General features: G+C 28.9%; 14 protein-coding genes and 1 riboswitch. All 14 genes read left to right on the forward strand.

Annotated elements, in window-relative coordinates; translation table 11 throughout:
- Positions 1–750 (forward strand): adenosylcobinamide-GDP ribazoletransferase, encoded by a 750-nt coding sequence (gene cobS, locus ARA56_RS06295; protein ID WP_055264879.1) that lies wholly within the window; start codon positions 1–3, stop codon positions 748–750.
- Between the two features lie 51 nt (positions 751–801).
- Positions 802–985: riboswitch (cobalamin riboswitch) on the forward strand.
- Between the two features lie 254 nt (positions 986–1,239).
- A complete protein-coding gene (locus tag ARA56_RS06300) occupies positions 1,240–2,721 on the forward strand; it encodes a cobyric acid synthase (protein ID WP_055264881.1) in 1,482 nt (493 codons plus the stop codon).
- A complete protein-coding gene (gene cbiB, locus ARA56_RS06305) occupies positions 2,718–3,686 on the forward strand; it encodes an adenosylcobinamide-phosphate synthase CbiB (RefSeq protein WP_055264883.1) in 969 nt (322 codons plus the stop codon). The genes ARA56_RS06300 and cbiB overlap by 4 nt, the downstream gene beginning before the upstream one ends.
- On the forward strand, positions 3,683–4,765 hold the full coding sequence (locus tag ARA56_RS06310; protein WP_055264885.1) for a pyridoxal phosphate-dependent aminotransferase: 1,083 nt from the start codon (positions 3,683–3,685) through the stop codon (positions 4,763–4,765). The genes cbiB and ARA56_RS06310 overlap by 4 nt, the downstream gene beginning before the upstream one ends.
- A complete protein-coding gene (cobT, locus tag ARA56_RS06315) occupies positions 4,766–5,872 on the forward strand; it encodes a nicotinate-nucleotide--dimethylbenzimidazole phosphoribosyltransferase (RefSeq protein ID WP_055264887.1) in 1,107 nt (368 codons plus the stop codon).
- Positions 5,856–6,797 carry an ABC transporter substrate-binding protein gene (locus tag ARA56_RS06320; protein WP_055264889.1) on the forward strand — a complete coding sequence of 314 codons (942 nt, stop codon included), beginning with the start codon at positions 5,856–5,858 and terminating at the stop codon, positions 6,795–6,797. The genes cobT and ARA56_RS06320 overlap by 17 nt, the downstream gene beginning before the upstream one ends.
- A gap of 21 nt (positions 6,798–6,818) precedes the next feature.
- Positions 6,819–7,859: a FecCD family ABC transporter permease gene (locus ARA56_RS06325; RefSeq protein ID WP_055264891.1), complete on the forward strand. Its 1,041-nt coding sequence runs from the start codon at positions 6,819–6,821 to the stop codon at positions 7,857–7,859.
- Between the two features lie 6 nt (positions 7,860–7,865).
- Positions 7,866–8,633, forward strand: coding sequence for an ABC transporter ATP-binding protein (locus ARA56_RS06330; protein WP_055264893.1), 768 nt, complete (start codon positions 7,866–7,868; stop codon positions 8,631–8,633).
- A 126-nt stretch (positions 8,634–8,759) separates the two neighbouring features.
- Positions 8,760–9,587: a GHMP family kinase ATP-binding protein gene (locus ARA56_RS06335; RefSeq protein ID WP_055264895.1), complete on the forward strand. Its 828-nt coding sequence runs from the start codon at positions 8,760–8,762 to the stop codon at positions 9,585–9,587.
- 184 nt (positions 9,588–9,771) lie between these two features.
- Positions 9,772–10,713, forward strand: a complete 942-nt coding sequence (locus tag ARA56_RS06340) for a ribonuclease Z (RefSeq protein WP_055264897.1) — start codon at positions 9,772–9,774, stop codon at positions 10,711–10,713.
- Between the two features lie 89 nt (positions 10,714–10,802).
- Positions 10,803–12,074, forward strand: coding sequence for a 4Fe-4S dicluster domain-containing protein (locus tag ARA56_RS06345; RefSeq protein ID WP_055264899.1), 1,272 nt, complete (start codon positions 10,803–10,805; stop codon positions 12,072–12,074).
- 208 nt (positions 12,075–12,282) lie between these two features.
- Positions 12,283–13,959 carry a GH3 auxin-responsive promoter family protein gene (locus ARA56_RS06350; RefSeq protein WP_055264901.1) on the forward strand — a complete coding sequence of 559 codons (1,677 nt, stop codon included), beginning with the start codon at positions 12,283–12,285 and terminating at the stop codon, positions 13,957–13,959.
- Positions 13,960–14,102: 143 nt separating this feature from the next.
- On the forward strand, positions 14,103–16,172 hold the full coding sequence (locus ARA56_RS06355) for an SPFH domain-containing protein (RefSeq protein WP_055264991.1): 2,070 nt from the start codon (positions 14,103–14,105) through the stop codon (positions 16,170–16,172).
- A gap of 239 nt (positions 16,173–16,411) precedes the next feature.
- Positions 16,412–16,567, forward strand: a complete 156-nt coding sequence (locus ARA56_RS06360) for a zinc-ribbon domain-containing protein (protein WP_055264903.1) — start codon at positions 16,412–16,414, stop codon at positions 16,565–16,567.
- Positions 16,568–16,674 lie beyond the last annotated feature (107 nt).

The following is a 16,674-nucleotide window of genomic DNA, read 5'->3' on the forward strand; positions in this document are numbered from 1 at the left end:
ATGAAAAGATATTTTGAGAATTTTTTACTTATGCTTCAAGTACTAACTAGAATTCCTATAAATAAGTCTTTGCCTTGTGAAAACACAGACTTTAAAAGAGGTGCAAACTTTTTTGCTATAGTTGGATTAGTTATAGGATTAATTCAATTTATAGTATATTCATTTTTAATAAAGTTTTTCAATTTAGATATAGCAGTAATATTTGTAATAATTATAGATATTCTTATCACTGGTGGGTTTCATATAGATGGATTCGGTGATACCTGTGATGGATTCTTTGCAACTAAAGGAAAAGATAAGATTATAGATATAATGAAAGATAGCAGAATTGGTACTTTTGCTTGTATTGGAATAATAATAAATATATTAATTAAATTTATAGGATATACAACTATATTAAATAATATAACAAGTTATATAATAATATTATTACCTATGATAAGTAGAGTAAGTATAGTATTAATAAGTTATATAGGAAAAGCTGCTAAAGAAATTGGAAGTGGAAATTTATTTATAAATACTGTGACTTTTAAAGAAGTTATAATTAATTATTTATTATTTATATTAATAGCTATTTTTATGTTGGATATAAAAAGATTATTAATTATAGTCATTATATCAAGTATTACAACGATACTATTTAATAAGTATTGTAATAGTAAAATAAATGGAATAACAGGAGATTCTTTAGGTGCAAATAATGAATTGGTAATGTTAATTTTATTAATTGTTTTAAGTGGTAATTTTTAATTTTAAAAAAGTATTGCTAATTTATAATATCTACAATATAATGAGTGAGGAAAATTATATAGAAATTTAGGTGCCTTCGTAAAAGAAGGGTAAAAGGGAATGTAGTAAAAGCTACAACAGCCCCCGCTACTGTGATTGAGGACAAACTTTCAAACATACCACTCTAAGGTTTAGGGGAAGGTGAAAGTGAGGATGATTCATAAGTCAGGAAACCTGCCTAGATGGATTCTAAGAGCTTTCGGAGGGAGAGACTACTAGGGAGAAAATTCGTTTATATTATGCTAATAAAAATATTGGCATTTTTATGTGATGAATAGAGGGTATATAGGAATAAATATACACTTAACTATAGTAGTACACTAACCGTGTACTACTTTTTTTTTCTAGAGAATTTCTAAATTAGAGGAAATTTCTACTTATATACGCTCGTAGTAGATATTTCACTTGCTAAAATAATGATTTAGAGCGTTATTTAAAGGAGGGATAAAATTGGCAAAGATAATGATACAAGGTACTGGATCATCGGTTGGTAAAAGTATATTAGTTGCGGCTTTATGTAGGATATTTACCCAAGATGGGTATAAAGTATGTCCTTATAAGTCTCAAAATATGTCTTTAAATTCCTATATTACTTTAGATGGTAAAGAGATGGGAAGAGCTCAAGTATTACAGGCCTATGCATCAGGAATAGAACCCGAAGCTTATATGAATCCAATTCTTTTAAAACCAACTAGTGATAGAAAATGTCAAGTAATAGTAAATGGTAAAGTATTTCTAAATACTGATGCAAAAGGCTATCATAATTTAAAAGATGAATTTAAAGTTATGCTTAAGAATGACTTTGAAAAAATTGAAGAAAACTTTGATATTGTTGTTATGGAAGGTGCTGGTAGCCCTGCTGAAATTAACTTAAGAGAAAATGATATAGTTAATATGGGAATGGCAGAACTAGTTGATGCACCAGTAATAATTGTTGGAGATATCGATAAAGGTGGAGTGTTTGCATCTTTAGCTGGAACTTTACTTTTACTTAGTGACTCAGAAAAAGAAAGAGTTAAAGGTGTAATAATAAATAAATTTAGAGGAGATATTGATCTTCTAACACCTGGAATTGATATGCTAACTGATATTATTCATAAGCCAACACTAGGAGTTGTACCACATTTTACTTTGAACTTAGAAGATGAAGATGGATTTATGGCTTCATCTATTGAAAGGGAAGGTAGAGGAGATATAGATATAGCTGTTATTCATTTACCTCATATATCGAATTTTACGGATATTGATGCTTTAAAGGTTGAAGAGGATGTAAGTGTTAGATTTATTTCTAAGGCTAATGACTTTGGAAATCCTGATTTAGTAATCTTACCAGGTAGTAAAAATACAATAGATGATTTAATTTATTTAAGAAATTCTGGATTAGAAGAAAAATTGTTAGAATACAGTAAATCAGGCAGAATACTAGGTATTTGTGGTGGATATCAGATGTTAGGAGAAGAGATATTAGATCCACATAAAGTTGAAAGTGAAAATTTAAGTGTAAAAGGAATTGGTATAATTCCGTGTATTACAAAGTTAACTACAGAAAAAACGATGACTAGATCAGAAGGTATAACTTCTTTAGGTGACAAAGTATATGGATATGAAATTCATATGGGTGAAACAATAGCCAAAGGTGAATATAATTATTTCGTAAACTTAACTAGTTCTAATGGAGAAGAAACTAGCATTAATGATGGATATATAAGTGAAGATAGAAAGATAATGGCAACATATCTTCATGGAGTATTAGATAGTAGCTCTTTTAGGGAAACTATTTTAAACGCTATTAGAAGAGAAAAAGGATTAATTGAAAAGAAGTCATCAAAATATGAAGCAATACGAGATAAAGAAATAGATAAACTAGCTTCTATTGTTAGGGAAAGTATAGATATAGATAGTATCTATGATATTATGGGGATAAAAAGATGATAGACTTTTTACTATTAAACTTAATATCTATTGGGATTGCAATTGTAGTTGATTTTATAATTGGAGATCCATATGGATTTCCACATCCAGTAATATATATGGGAAAATTCATCTCAACTTTAGAAAAGTATTTTAGAAAAAAAGCTAAGGATGATAAAGAACTAAAAAAATATGGTGTATTTATTTTTCTTATAGTTAGTTTTACTACTTATCTAATTACATTTTTAATAGTAAATTTATTTAGTTTCAATAAAATGCTTTATATATTATTAAATAGCTTTTTACTTTATACAACAGTAGCAGCTAAGTGTTTAAAGATAGAAAGTGAGAAGGTTTATAAAGCATTAGATGACGTAGATATAAAAAAAGCTAGGCTTATGCTTTCATATATCGTTGGAAGAGATACGACTTATTTAGAAGAAGATGAAATAGTAAGAGCTGCGGTAGAGACTGTAGCTGAAAATACATCAGATGGTGTTATAGCTCCACTTTTCTATGGAATTATAGGAGGAGCACCTTTAGCAATGATGTATAAAGCTATAAATACTATGGATTCTATGCTTGGATATTTAACAGAAAAGTATAAATATATTGGGTATTTTCCAGCAAAGCTAGACGATATAGCTAACTTTATTCCAGCAAGGATTACAGGGATGGCTATGTGTATTTCATCACCAATAGTTGGAGGAAATATTATAAGGGCATTTAGAATTATGATAAGAGATAGAAAAAATCATAAAAGCCCAAATTGTGCTTATCCTGAAGGAGCGGCAGCTGGAGCTATGGATATAAGATTAGGTGGAACTAATATCTATTTTGGAGAAGTAATAGAAAAGCCTACAATAGGCGATAATATAAAACCGATAAATAGAAAACATATAAAAGAATGTAATAAGCTTATGATAGTAAGTGAAATATTATTTTTTATCTTTAGCATTTGTATAGTAGGAGTAATTAACTTATGAACAAAACATTGACTAGTCATGGTGGAGATATATATACAGAAGGGTTATTAAAAGGTAAGGAGCTTATAGATTATAGCTCTAATATAAATCTTTTAGGTGTACCTAGTAGTTTTTATGAAGGTATAAAAGAAGCAACAAACTTAATAAATTATTATCCAGATATACAATATAGATCTACTAAGGAAGCTATTATTAAATATCATAAAATTTCTATAGATAATGATAATATAATTTTAGGAAATGGTGCTGCAGAGGTATTAGACTTAGCAATATCAACATTAAAAAGTATATGTATTATTGCACCATCATTTTCTGAATATGAAATTAGTGCTAAAAAATATGGATTAGAGATTAAATATAGCTATTTAAATGGTGATATGACTTATAATTATGAAGATATTTTAGATAAATTAAAGGTATGTGATGGAATAATAATAGCTAATCCTAATAATCCAAATGGAAGTAACATAGATAAAGAAAAATTTAAGTTCATTTTAAATTATTGCGAAAAGAATGGTAAAAGAATAATTATTGATGAGGCTTTTGTTGAGTTTTCAGGAGATAAAGCTAAAAGTTTTATAGACGAAGTAAATAATTACAAATCTTTAATTATTGTTAGAGCAATTACAAAATATTTTGCCTTACCAGGAATAAGGTTAGGCTGGGCAATAAGCTCTGATAAAAAAATACTTAGTAAACTTAGAGGAAAACAATTGCCTTGGAATATAAATACATTTGCTGCTTTATCCTTGAGGTATTTATTAGAAGATAGCGAGTATATAGAGAAATCTTTAAAAGTAAATATTAATGAAAAAGAATTTTTAATTCAAGAATTAAGAAAACTTAATGTAATTAATAGAGTATTTGATAGTAATAGTAATTTTGTTTTATGTAAATTAGAAAATTCAACAGATAATGAACTTTTTGAATTTGCTTTAAGCAAAGGAATACTTATTAGAAAATGTGGTAATTACAGAGGGTTAGATAGTTCTTTTATAAGATTAGCAGTAAAAAGTAGAGAAAATAATGAGATTTTATTAGATATGTTAAAATGTTTTGAGAATATTAGGAGAGACTAGATGAATTTATTAGATGATGCATTAAGTAAAATTAAACCTTTAGATCAAGAAATAATGGATAAGACATGGGAGTATTTAGATAATTTAAGTAAGCCACTTAGAAGTCTTGGAGTACTTGAAGAAATAGCTGTTAAAATATCGGGAATGACTGGTGAAGTTTTTAATAAGGTTAATAAGAAAAATATACTAATCTTTTGTGCTGATAATGGAGTTTGTGATGAAGGGGTAAGTGGATGTTCTCAAGAAGTTACAAATATAGTAACTAATAATTTACCTAATTATACAACTGGAGTTGGAATATTAGCAAAGTTTTATGGAAGTGAAATAAAAGTAATTGATGTTGGTGTAAAAGGTCAAATATCAAATTTAAATGTAGTTAATAAGAAGGTTAGAGAAGGTTCTAGAAATATGGCATTAGGAAATGCTCTTACAAGAGAAGAGGTAATTAAAGCTATAAATATAGGAATAGAATCTGTAGATATTCTTGTTAGTGAAGGATATAACCTACTAGGTACTGGAGAGATGGGAATAGGAAATACATCAACTAGTACAGCAGTTATAGCAGCTTTATTAGATTTAGATGTAGAGGATTTAGTAGGACTTGGAGCAGGTCTTACTGAAGGTGGATTAGAAAATAAAAAAAAGGTCTTAAGAAAGGCCTTAGAGTTAAATAATCCAAATAAAGATGATGTTATTGACGTATTAAGTAAAGTTGGAGGTCTTGATATTGCAAGCCTTTGCGGAAGTTTTATAGGTGCAGCAAAAAATAGAGTTCCAATAGTTATAGATGGATTAATAAGTTCAGCAGCAGCATTATGTGCATATAAGATTAATGAAACTGTTAAAGACTTTATGTTTTCATCACATAAATCTACAGAAAAAGCTATGAATGAAGTTTATAAAGAAATGAATTTAGAGCCTATGTTTGACTTAAAGATGAGATTAGGGGAAGGTAGTGGATGTCCAATTGCCTTTTCTATAATAGAGTCAGCATTAACAATTATAAAAGAAATGGATACTTTTGATAAAGCTGGCTTAGATAATGACGAAAGTAAAAATTATAAAAAGTTATATGAGGAGAGAAAAAAATATGAAAAAGACGTTTAAAAGTATTATAATGATGTTAGCTATACTAATGCTAGCTTTAGGTTTGGTAAGCTGTGGAGAAAAGAATACTATAGAAGATAATACAAGTAATGCACAAGAATCAGTTACAACATACCCGTTAACTATAACTGATACAAATGGTAATGAAGTAATTATTGAAAAAGAACCAGAAACAGTTATATCTTTAGGACCAAACGTTACTGAAATGGTTTATTCTTTAGATAAAGGTGATAAATTAGTTGGAAGAACTAAGTATTGTGATTATCCAGAGCAAGCTTTAGAAGTGCAAGAAGTAGGGACACTAACTAAGCCAAATTTAGAACTTATAGCAGAAATAAAACCAGATTTAGTTGTGGCATCTACTCACTTTACAGATGAAGCTAAAGCTAAACTTGATGAATTAGGAATTCCAACAATAGTTTTATATTCAGAAGATAGCTTTGAAGGTGTTTATAATTCAATAGAAACATTAGGGAAGATATTAAATGCCTCTCCAAAAGCAGAGGAAGTTGTCGCTGGAATGAAAGAAAAGGTAGCAGAAGTTACTAAAAAGGTAGAAGGATTAGAAGCACCAAGCATGTATTATGTAGTTGGATTTGGAGAGAAAGATTCAACAGCAGGTGGTAATACTTTTATCGGTGAAATGATTAGAATGGCTAATGGCGAAAATATTGCTGATGATTCAGAAGGATGGGGATATAGTAAAGAAAAACTTGCTGAAAAAAATCCATCAATAATAGTTTTAGCTGGTGATAATGATACAAAAGCAACTTTTGAATCAACTGATTTTTATAAAGATTTAGAGGCTGTTAAAAATGGAAAGGTTTATGAAATAGATCAAAATCTTTTAAATAGACAAGGACCAAGACTTGCTGATGGTTTAGAAGCTTTAGCTAAGATTCTTCATCCTGAAGCATTTAATTAATAAATAAAGAGGAAAAGTTTTATGAAGGATATTATTAGAAAAAATAAAGGGAAATGTTTTGTGATATTAATTATAGCTTTTGTATTTTTAACAATGATAGCAGTATCTGTAGGTTCTGCATCAATAAGTGTTAAAGATGTATTTTCTACTATTTTTACAAGGATACCCTTCATAGGTAACAAATTAGAGGGTGGGTCATTTAATACCCACGCTCTAATTATATTTAAGTTAAGAATGCCTAGAATAGTTATGGCTACTATAGTTGGGATGGGATTAGCTGTAGTTGGAGGAAGTTATCAGGCGGTCTTTAAAAATCCAATGGCAGATCCATTTATTTTAGGAATATCATCAGGAGCAGCTCTTGGAGCTACTATTTCAATACTGTTCGATTTAAAAAGTAGTTTTTTTAGTTTTAGCTTAACTACTTTATTTGCATTTATAGGTGCTATGGTCACTACATTTTTAGTTTATACTTTAGGGAGAGTTGGGAGAAGAGTTTCAACTACTAACATACTGCTTTCAGGGGTAGCAATAAGTTTCCTTATGAATGCAATGCAATCTACACTTATGATTATGAATGAGGATAAACTAGAAAGTGTAGTCTTTTGGACTATGGGAGGATTAAGCACATCAAGTTGGAAAACAATATCTATTGTGGCTCCCTGCATTATATTAGGTGTAATATATCTTACAATGCACTCAAGAGATTTAGATATTATTCTAACTGGAGATGATACAGCTAAAAGTTTAGGTGTTGATACTAATAAGCTAGTTAGAAGAGTAATAATAGTATCATCATTTATTATTGCTGCAAGCACAGCATTTAATGGGATTATTGGATTTGTAGGATTAATTATTCCGCATATTATACGAATGATTATAGGACCGGAACACAAGTATTTTTTTCCTTTTGCAGCAGTAGGAGGAGCAATGTTTTTAGTTTTAGCTGACACAGTTGCTAGAACAGTAGCTTCACCAGCAGAATTACCAATAGGAGCAGTTACAGCTATGATTGGTGCACCATACTTTATATTCTTATTGAATAAACATAAGAAAGGATAGAATAGAATGAAATCGTTAGTACATATTGATAATATAAAATTTTCTTATGATGAAAAAGAAGTATTAAAAGGAATAACCTTAAAGTTTAATAAAGGTAAGTTCTATTCTATAATTGGTCCTAATGGATGTGGTAAGACTACATTAATTAAAAATATAAGTAGTTTGTTAGCTCCTAATAAAAGCACTATATTCATAGATAATAAAGATTTAATTTCTATGACTCCGAAGGAAATAGCGAAGATATTAGCATCAGTTCCTCAAAATATCCATATTAACTATGAATTTAAAGTATACGATGTAGTAATGATGGGAAGAGTGCCTCATAAAGGTAGATTTGAAGGATATAATAAAAAGGATAGAGAAATAGTAAAAAAGGCTATGGACAAAGCTGATATATGGAAATTCAAAGATAAATTAGTTACTGAGTTAAGTGGTGGAGAATTACAAAGAGTAGTTGCAGCAAGGGCTTTAGCACAAGATACAGATATTATTTTGTTAGATGAGCCTACATCTCATTTAGACTTACAGTATCAAATCGAGTTTTTAAAAATATTTAAAGATATATGCAATGATAAAGTTATTATCGCAGTACTTCATGACTTAAATTTAGTATCGTTGTTTAGTGATGAAATAATTATGCTAAAGGATGGAGAAGTCATTGATATTGGTGAAGCTGATAAGGTTATGACAAGAGAAAACATAAAAAAGGTATATAATATAGATGTAGAAATTTATAATGATAACAATAGGAGATATATACTTCCAATAATATAGTATTTCTGTTATTTAGATTATTATAATTTGAGATGACAAAAATATGGCTAAGGTTATATAATATGACTTTAGCTATATTTTTTATTAAAATATATGATTTACTTATAGAAGTTAAAGAGGGAAAGTATGAAGATAATTGAAAGATACCCTGGAAGTGTTGGGGAAGTAATTCAAGGGAAGTGTAATGAAATAGATATTTTGTTATCATGTCCTATAAATTTATATACGAAGATAGTATTATCAGATGAAGTTGAAAGAGAAAATGAAAGCTTTTATTTAAAGTCTTATAAATTTATAGATAATATTTTAGAAGAATGGGGATATAAAGGTAAGAAAGTAGGAGTAGCTATAAATTCAACAATTCCTAAAGGAAAAGGTTTTGCTAGTAGTACAGCAGATTTATGTGCAATTTATAATGGATTACTAAAGTTAACAGATAGAAGTTTTAATGAAGAAGAACTTATAAGACACTGTTTAAAAATAGAACCTACAGATAGCATTATATTTGATAAAGCTACAATTTTTGATTATAAAGAAGGTGCAGTTAAAGAAAAGGTTGGTAGCTATTTTAAATTTTATGTATTATGCTTTATTGGAAAAAATATTGTGGATACTGTAGAGTATAATGGTAAGAAATTAGAGCCATTAAAAGATATAAATGATTTACTTATTGACCTAAGAGAAGCATTTGAAAATAGAGATACTAAAAAATTAGCTAAGGTATCTACTGAAAGTATAATTAGAAACCAACATAGGTTAAAGTATGATATTTTAGAAGAGATACTAGAAATAAAGAAGTTAACTGGTGGACTAGGTATAATTGGAGCTCATAGTGGAGATATGTTAGGAATAATTTTTGATAGCATAGATGATGAAAAAATGAAAGAGATTGAAAAGAGTGAGATTATAGGGTATGAAAAAATCATTGTTGAAACATTAGATGCTATTAACTAAAATAGATAATGAATGATAAAATTAAATTATATGACTGTAATTTAAGAAAATAGGTATAATAATTTTACCTATATGAATAATATTAAATGTAATCATACTAGATAAACAGTTATCTAAATGTGATTATGAGGCGTTGCAAAAAGATGCAACGTCTTTTCTTATATAGGACTTAGGAGGAAATTTCATGGTAGATATTGCGATGTTAGGAACAGGTGGAGGAATGCCTATGGTTGAAAGGTATTTATCTGCAGCTCTTATAAACTTCAAGGGAAGAAAGATACTTATTGATTCAGGTGAGGGAACTCAAGTTTCTATGAGAATTCTTGGATGGGGATTTAAGAACATTGATGTAATATGTATAACTCATAGTCATGGCGATCATATTGTAGGATTACCAGGACTTTTAGCTACTATAGGAAACTCTGGAAGAGAGGAGCCAATCATAATTTTAGGGCCGAAAGGAATAAAGGATGTTATTCAAGGACTTAGAGTAATATGTCCATATTTACCATATGAACTTATAATAATTGAAAATCCATATAATATAAAATTATCAGTTAAAAAGGACAAAATTAGTTTTGAGGATAGATTTGAAGGAGATATTGTTATAAATAGTTTAGAACTAGAGCATTCATCACCATGCATTGGATATAATTTTTATATTAATAGAAAACCTAAATTTGATGTTGATAAAGCAGTGAGAAATAAAGTTCCTAAAAATCTGTGGAGTTTATTACAGAAGGAAGAGATAGCGAAAGAAAATAATATAGTATATACAAAAGATATGGTTTTAGGAGATATAAGAAAAGGAATTAAAATTAGTTATATTACAGATAGTAGACCAATAGAAAGTATAATAAGGTTTATTTCAGATAGTGATCTTTTTATATGCGAAGGAACATATGGAAGTGATGAAGATAGAGATAAAGCTATAAAAAATAAGCATATGACATTTGCTGAAGCAGCCACTTTAGCAAAAGAAGGAATGGTAAAGGAACTATTGTTAACTCATTTTAGTCCATCACTACTTCAACCATCAATGTATTTAAATAATGCTACTAATATATTTAACAATACTGTAATAGCTCATGATAGGATTATAAAAACAATAAAATTCTCTGAATGATTAGTAAGCTAGATAATATCGTAAATGTTTATATTTATGAAAATATGGCAAAATATTAATGTAATATGGTTATAAAAGGAGAAAAAAGCATGTCACATGTAGTAGGAAAATCAGCATACAAAAGTTTAGAGGAAAGACTAAATAGGTTTCCACAAGGAGCGCCAGCATCTGAAACGCTTTATAAAATACTTGAAATGCTTTTTGACAAAAGAGAAGCTGAACTTGTAGCACAACTCCCTATTAAAGCCTTTACTGCAGAAAAAGCAGCAAATATATGGGGGATGAAGGTAGTAGAAGCTACAAAAATATTAGATAAACTAGCGAGTAGAGCTATACTTTTAGATATAGAGCATGAGGGTAAAAGAACTTTTTTATTGCCACCTCCAATGGCTGGTTTTTTAGAGTTTAGTATGATGAGAACTAGAGGGGATATAGATCAAAAGCTTTTAGGAGAATTGTATTATCAATATATGAATGTTGAAGAGGACTTTATTAAAGAATTATTTTATAGTGCTGATACTAAACTTGGAAGAGTCTATGTTCAGGAAAGTGTTTTAAGCTCAGAAAATTCAGTAGAAGTTTTAGATTATGAAAGAGCATCACATATAATAAAAACAGCCACAGACATAGGAATAAGCACTTGTTATTGTAGGCATAAGATGCAACATGTTGGAAAGGCATGTGATGCACCAATGGATATATGTATGACATTTAATAATACTGCATCTTCATTAATTAAACATGAATTTGCAAGAAAAGTTGATGTATCAGAATGTTTAGAGCTTTTAGAAGTTGCATATGAAAATAACTTAGTTCAATGTGGTGAAAATGTTAGAAAAGGTGTAAACTTTATTTGCAATTGTTGTGGATGTTGTTGCGAAGCTATGGTAGCTGCAAAAAAGTTTGGAGTAATGCATCCAGTTGAAACGACCAATTATATTGCTAATATAGATAAAAATTCTTGTGTGAATTGTGGTAAATGTATTAAAGCATGTCCTGTAGGTGCAATAAAGAGGGTAACGATAAATGAAGGTACTCCTATGGAAAAAGTTGTAGCAAAAGTAGATGAAGATTTGTGCTTAGGATGTGGAGTATGTGTTAGAAATTGTTTTAAAAATAGTATATGTCTAAAATCAAGAGGAAAGAGAATAATAACTCCAGCAACTTCAGTTCATAGAGTTGTACTTATGGCAATTGAAAAAGGACAATTGGCAAATTTAATTTTTGATAATAGAGCTTTAGTAAGCCATAGGGCCATGGCGGCTATATTATCATCTATACTTAAGCTTTCACCTGTAAAAAAAGCAATGGCAAGCGAACAAATGAAATCAATATATTTAGATAAATTATTAAGTATTTAATATAGTAATTATATCAATGAGAGATGTTTTACGGTATTAGTTAGTAAAATTCTTGAAAGATAAAACAGTTAAAAAATTTATAAATTTTTATAAGAAGCCAGGGAAAAACCTGGCTTTATTTGTATATAGATTAATATAGCGAAGTAGCATATATTCGACAAAAAACATATATTATTTACGGAAATGTAATAATAGGAAGAATTTATCTATGAGTATACTAAGTAAATTATTGTATTGTAGTATAATTACTACAGGTGGAATTGTTGAGAATAAGTTTAATAGAGAAACAAAAAATGCTGAGAATGTAAACAAGGAAATATTATTAAAAATATTGAAGAGAAATGCTAAAAGTGAAATAGGTATAAAATATGATTTTCAAAATGTAAAATCAATAGAAGATTATATAAGACAAGTTCCTTTAAGTAATTATCTTGATTATGAAAACTATATAGATAGAATGGCAAATGGAGAGAAAAATATCTTGGTTTCTGAGGAGGTAGAGTATTTTGGACATACATCAGGAACTACAGGAAAACAAAAACTAATTCCAGTTACTAAAAGTGGAAGAATGGCAGCATCAAAATATATGGCGATTCTTTCACAAAGGTTTGTATATAATAACTTTAGGGAAAGCTTTAAATATGGGAAAGGGCTTATGTTTGCAGATACAGTTACTACAACATACACTAAGTCAGGAATACCAATATGCTCAGCAACTTCAGGTGGAATGAAGAAAATTAAGGGCTTAATACCATATATGTATACATCACCTTATGAAGTTATGGAGGTTAAAGATAAAGAGGCACAGATGTATTTACATTTGTTATTTGCATTAAAAGAAAGAAAGTTATCTTATATAACTAGCGTATTTATATCAAATGTTTTGGACTTATTAAGGTTTTTAGAAGAGAAAATAGATTTATTGGTTATGGATATTAGAAAAGGGAGAATAAATAAGAGCTTAAATATAGATGATATCACAAGAGAAAAACTAAAAAAATATATTAAACCAGATGCTGCCAGAGCTGATAAAATAGATATTGAAAGAAAAAGAGGTTTTAAAGGGATATGTAAAAGAATATGGCCTGAAATAACTTATATTGCTTGTGTAGCTGGAGCTAACTTTTCTATATATGATGAAAGAGTTAATTATTATACAGGTAATTTGCCAATATATTCTACAGCTTATGCAGCAACGGAAGCTACAATGGGAATTAATCCGTATATTGATAAGATAAGGTACGTAATTATTCCTGATACAGTATTTTATGAATTTATTTCTGTTAAAGATGAAAATAAAGAAATTGATAAGACGTATAGATTGAATGAGCTTAAATTAGGAGAAAAATATGAGATTGTTATAACTAATCAAGCAGGTTTGTATAGGTACAAGCTTGGAGATGTAATTAAGGTTGTTGGAAATTATAATAATTGTCCAGAGATAGAGTTTTTATATAGAAAAAATCAAGTTCTAAATATGGTTTCAGAGAAGACCACAGAAGAACATTTAACTATATCTATACAAAATACTGTAAAAAAGTTGAATTTATCTTTGGTAGATTATACTACGATTGAAGATACAACTATAAGTCCAGGTAGATATATATTTTATTTTGAGTTTAAAGATGATATATCAAGAAGAAATATGATAGAGTTTGAAAATGTTTTAGATAAAGAGTTACAAAGAGCTAACTTAGCTTATGGTAGATTTAGAAACAATAATAGATTAGCTAAAGTAAAAGTAAAGGTAGTAAATGGTGGAACATTTAATATAATTAAAGAATCTTTGATAAAGAAAGGTATATCAAAAAATCAAATTAAAATGCCACGAGTAATAAATGATAAGAAAGAAATATTGAAAATTTTGATGTCTAAAACTATTTAAAGGGTACGTAAGTGCCCTTTTTGTATAAAAATATTAATATTCTCCTATGAAATAGAATATATAAGGTAATTAACAATATATTTAATAATGAAATAAGTATAGTAATTTTAAAAAATAATTAGGAGGTAGATTTATTGGGGAATATTAGTGATTATATCAAGATTGCAGGAATAATTATTGGGGTAATATTATGTTTATGGTTCTTACTTTGGATTTTTGGATTAAGAATTATAGACAATGATAAAGTGGGAATTGTAGAAAAATGGTGGAGTAGAAAAGGATCATTAAAGGAGCAAATAATAGCTTTAAATGGAGAAGCTGGGTATCAACCAGAATTATTAAGAGGAGGTATTCATTTTAGAACTCCTTTAATTTACAAGATTCATGTTGTACCTTTAGTTACTATTCCACAAGGAAAAGTAGCTTATGTATTTGCTAGAGATGGTAAAGCACTTGAACCTACACAGACTTTAGGAATGGTTGTAGAAGAGAGCAATAACTTTCAAGATGTAAGAGGATTTTTGATGAATGGTGGTCAAAAAGGACCTCAAAGAGGAATTATAAGAGAAGGTACTTACGCATTTAATTTAGCACAGTTTGTTATTATAACTGAAACTGTTACTTATTGTCTAAAAACAGGAACTAAAGCAGAACAAGAAACATTAAAGGCGATGGCTAAGTTAATTCATGAAAGAAAAGGGTTTGAGCCAGTTATTATTCAAGGTAATGCTGATTTAGTTGGAATAGTTACTGTTCATGATGGTCCTTCACTAGGAGGAGAAAATATAATATGTCCTACTGTTGGAGATGATGCAGCTGATCCTAATTATCATAATAACTTTCAAGATATAGATGCATTTTTAAGAGCCGGAGGTTTTAGAGGGAGACAATATCAAGTTTTAGCTGACGGTACTTACTTTATAAATAGGTTATTTGCTACTATTGAATTTATTCCTAAGGTAGTAATTCCAGTAGGGTTTGTAGGTGTAGTAGTATCTTACACAGGATCAAAGGGAGAAGATTTTTCAGGAGTAGATTATAAACATGGTGAATTGGTGAAAAAAGGATATAGAGGCGTTTGGAATGAACCTCTAATGCCAGGAAAATATGCCTTTAATACTTACGCAGGTAATATAATTAAAGTCCCTACTACAAATGTAATTTTAAAATGGATATCTAATCAAATAGGAAATCACAAATATGATGAAAATCTTAAAGAAGTTAGTTTAATCACTAAGGATGCATTTGAACCTAACTTACCTTTATCAGTTGTATTTCATATAGATTATAGAAAAGCACCGTTAGTTATCCAAAGATTTGGAGATATAAAGATGCTGGTAGATCAGACTTTAGATCCAATGATTTCAGCATATTTTAAGAACATTGGTCAAACAAAAACATTAATTGAATTAATTCAAGAACGTAATGAGATTCAAGCTCAAAGTTCAAAAGAGATGCAAGAAAAGTTCGGACATTATAACTTAGAGTTAGAAGAAGTATTAATAGGAACACCAGCAAGTCCAAAGGTAGGAAATGAGATAGAAACTATATTAACACAATTAAGAAGTAGACAGATAGCAAGAGAGCAACTTCAGACTTATGAAACTCAACAAAAAGCAGCTGAGAAAGAAAAGGAATTAAGAGAAGCAGAGGCAGTTGCAAAGCAACAAACTACATTAACAGAGTCTGATATAAATATTATGATTCAAGAAAATCAAGGGAAAGCAGAACTTATGAAAGCAAGACAAGATGCGGAAAAGATACAAAAGTTATCTGAGGCCGATGCATATAAAGTTAAAAAGGAAGCAGAGGCAGAAGCGTTTAAGATTAAGATTACAGCTGAAGCAGAAGCTGATAAGGAGGCTAGAGTAGGTATATCAAAGGCTATAGCTGCTAAGGAACAGGTTAGTGCTTATGGAGGTCCACAATATAAAGTTGTTAGTGATGTAATGGCTTCATTTGCAAATGCTATTAAAGAAGGAAAAATAGATATAGTTCCTAAGACATTAGTAAGTACAGGAAGTAATACAGAAAATGGAGGAGCAAATGCTTTTGAATCTTTAATAATGCTTTTGTTAAGTGAGAAGTTTACTGAAGGAGAGTTTATTAAAGAGATTGATGAAGTAGAACAAATAAAAAAGATTAAAGATGAAATTATGAATCAAATATCGAATATGGAGAGTTCATCAAAAGATGAAAATATAAGAGATTAATTAAGTAGCATATTGTTTAATAATTGAATGATTTATCGACAATAGATGTCAAATATGATTATATTTAAAGAAGTAAATATACAAGTTGATAATTAAGTTTATAGGATATAAAAAATAATAGATTATATAAAATAAATTGAGTAAGTAATGAATATATTCCGTTTTCTTGGGGATAAATAATATTGAAAAAAGTACTTTACTCACTTTTAGTACTTTTAAGTTCCAAGGAGGAAAGAAAAATGACAGATAAAACATTAGTATGTAGAGATTGTGGTCAAGAATTTGTATTTACAGTAGGAGAACAAGAATTCTATAAAGAAAAAGGATTCACTAATGAACCTACAAGATGTGCTGCTTGCAGAAGAGCTAAAAAAGAACAAAACAATAGAAGATAATTAGTCTTTTGTTCTAACATCGTATTGAAAGATATAGTTTATTTTTCAATACGATTTTTTTTGCTTTATATTATGTTTGCTAAAAATCACATTATGACAAAAAAACT

Source organism: Clostridium disporicum (genome assembly GCF_001405015.1).
GTDB lineage: Bacteria > Bacillota > Clostridia > Clostridiales > Clostridiaceae > Clostridium > Clostridium disporicum_B.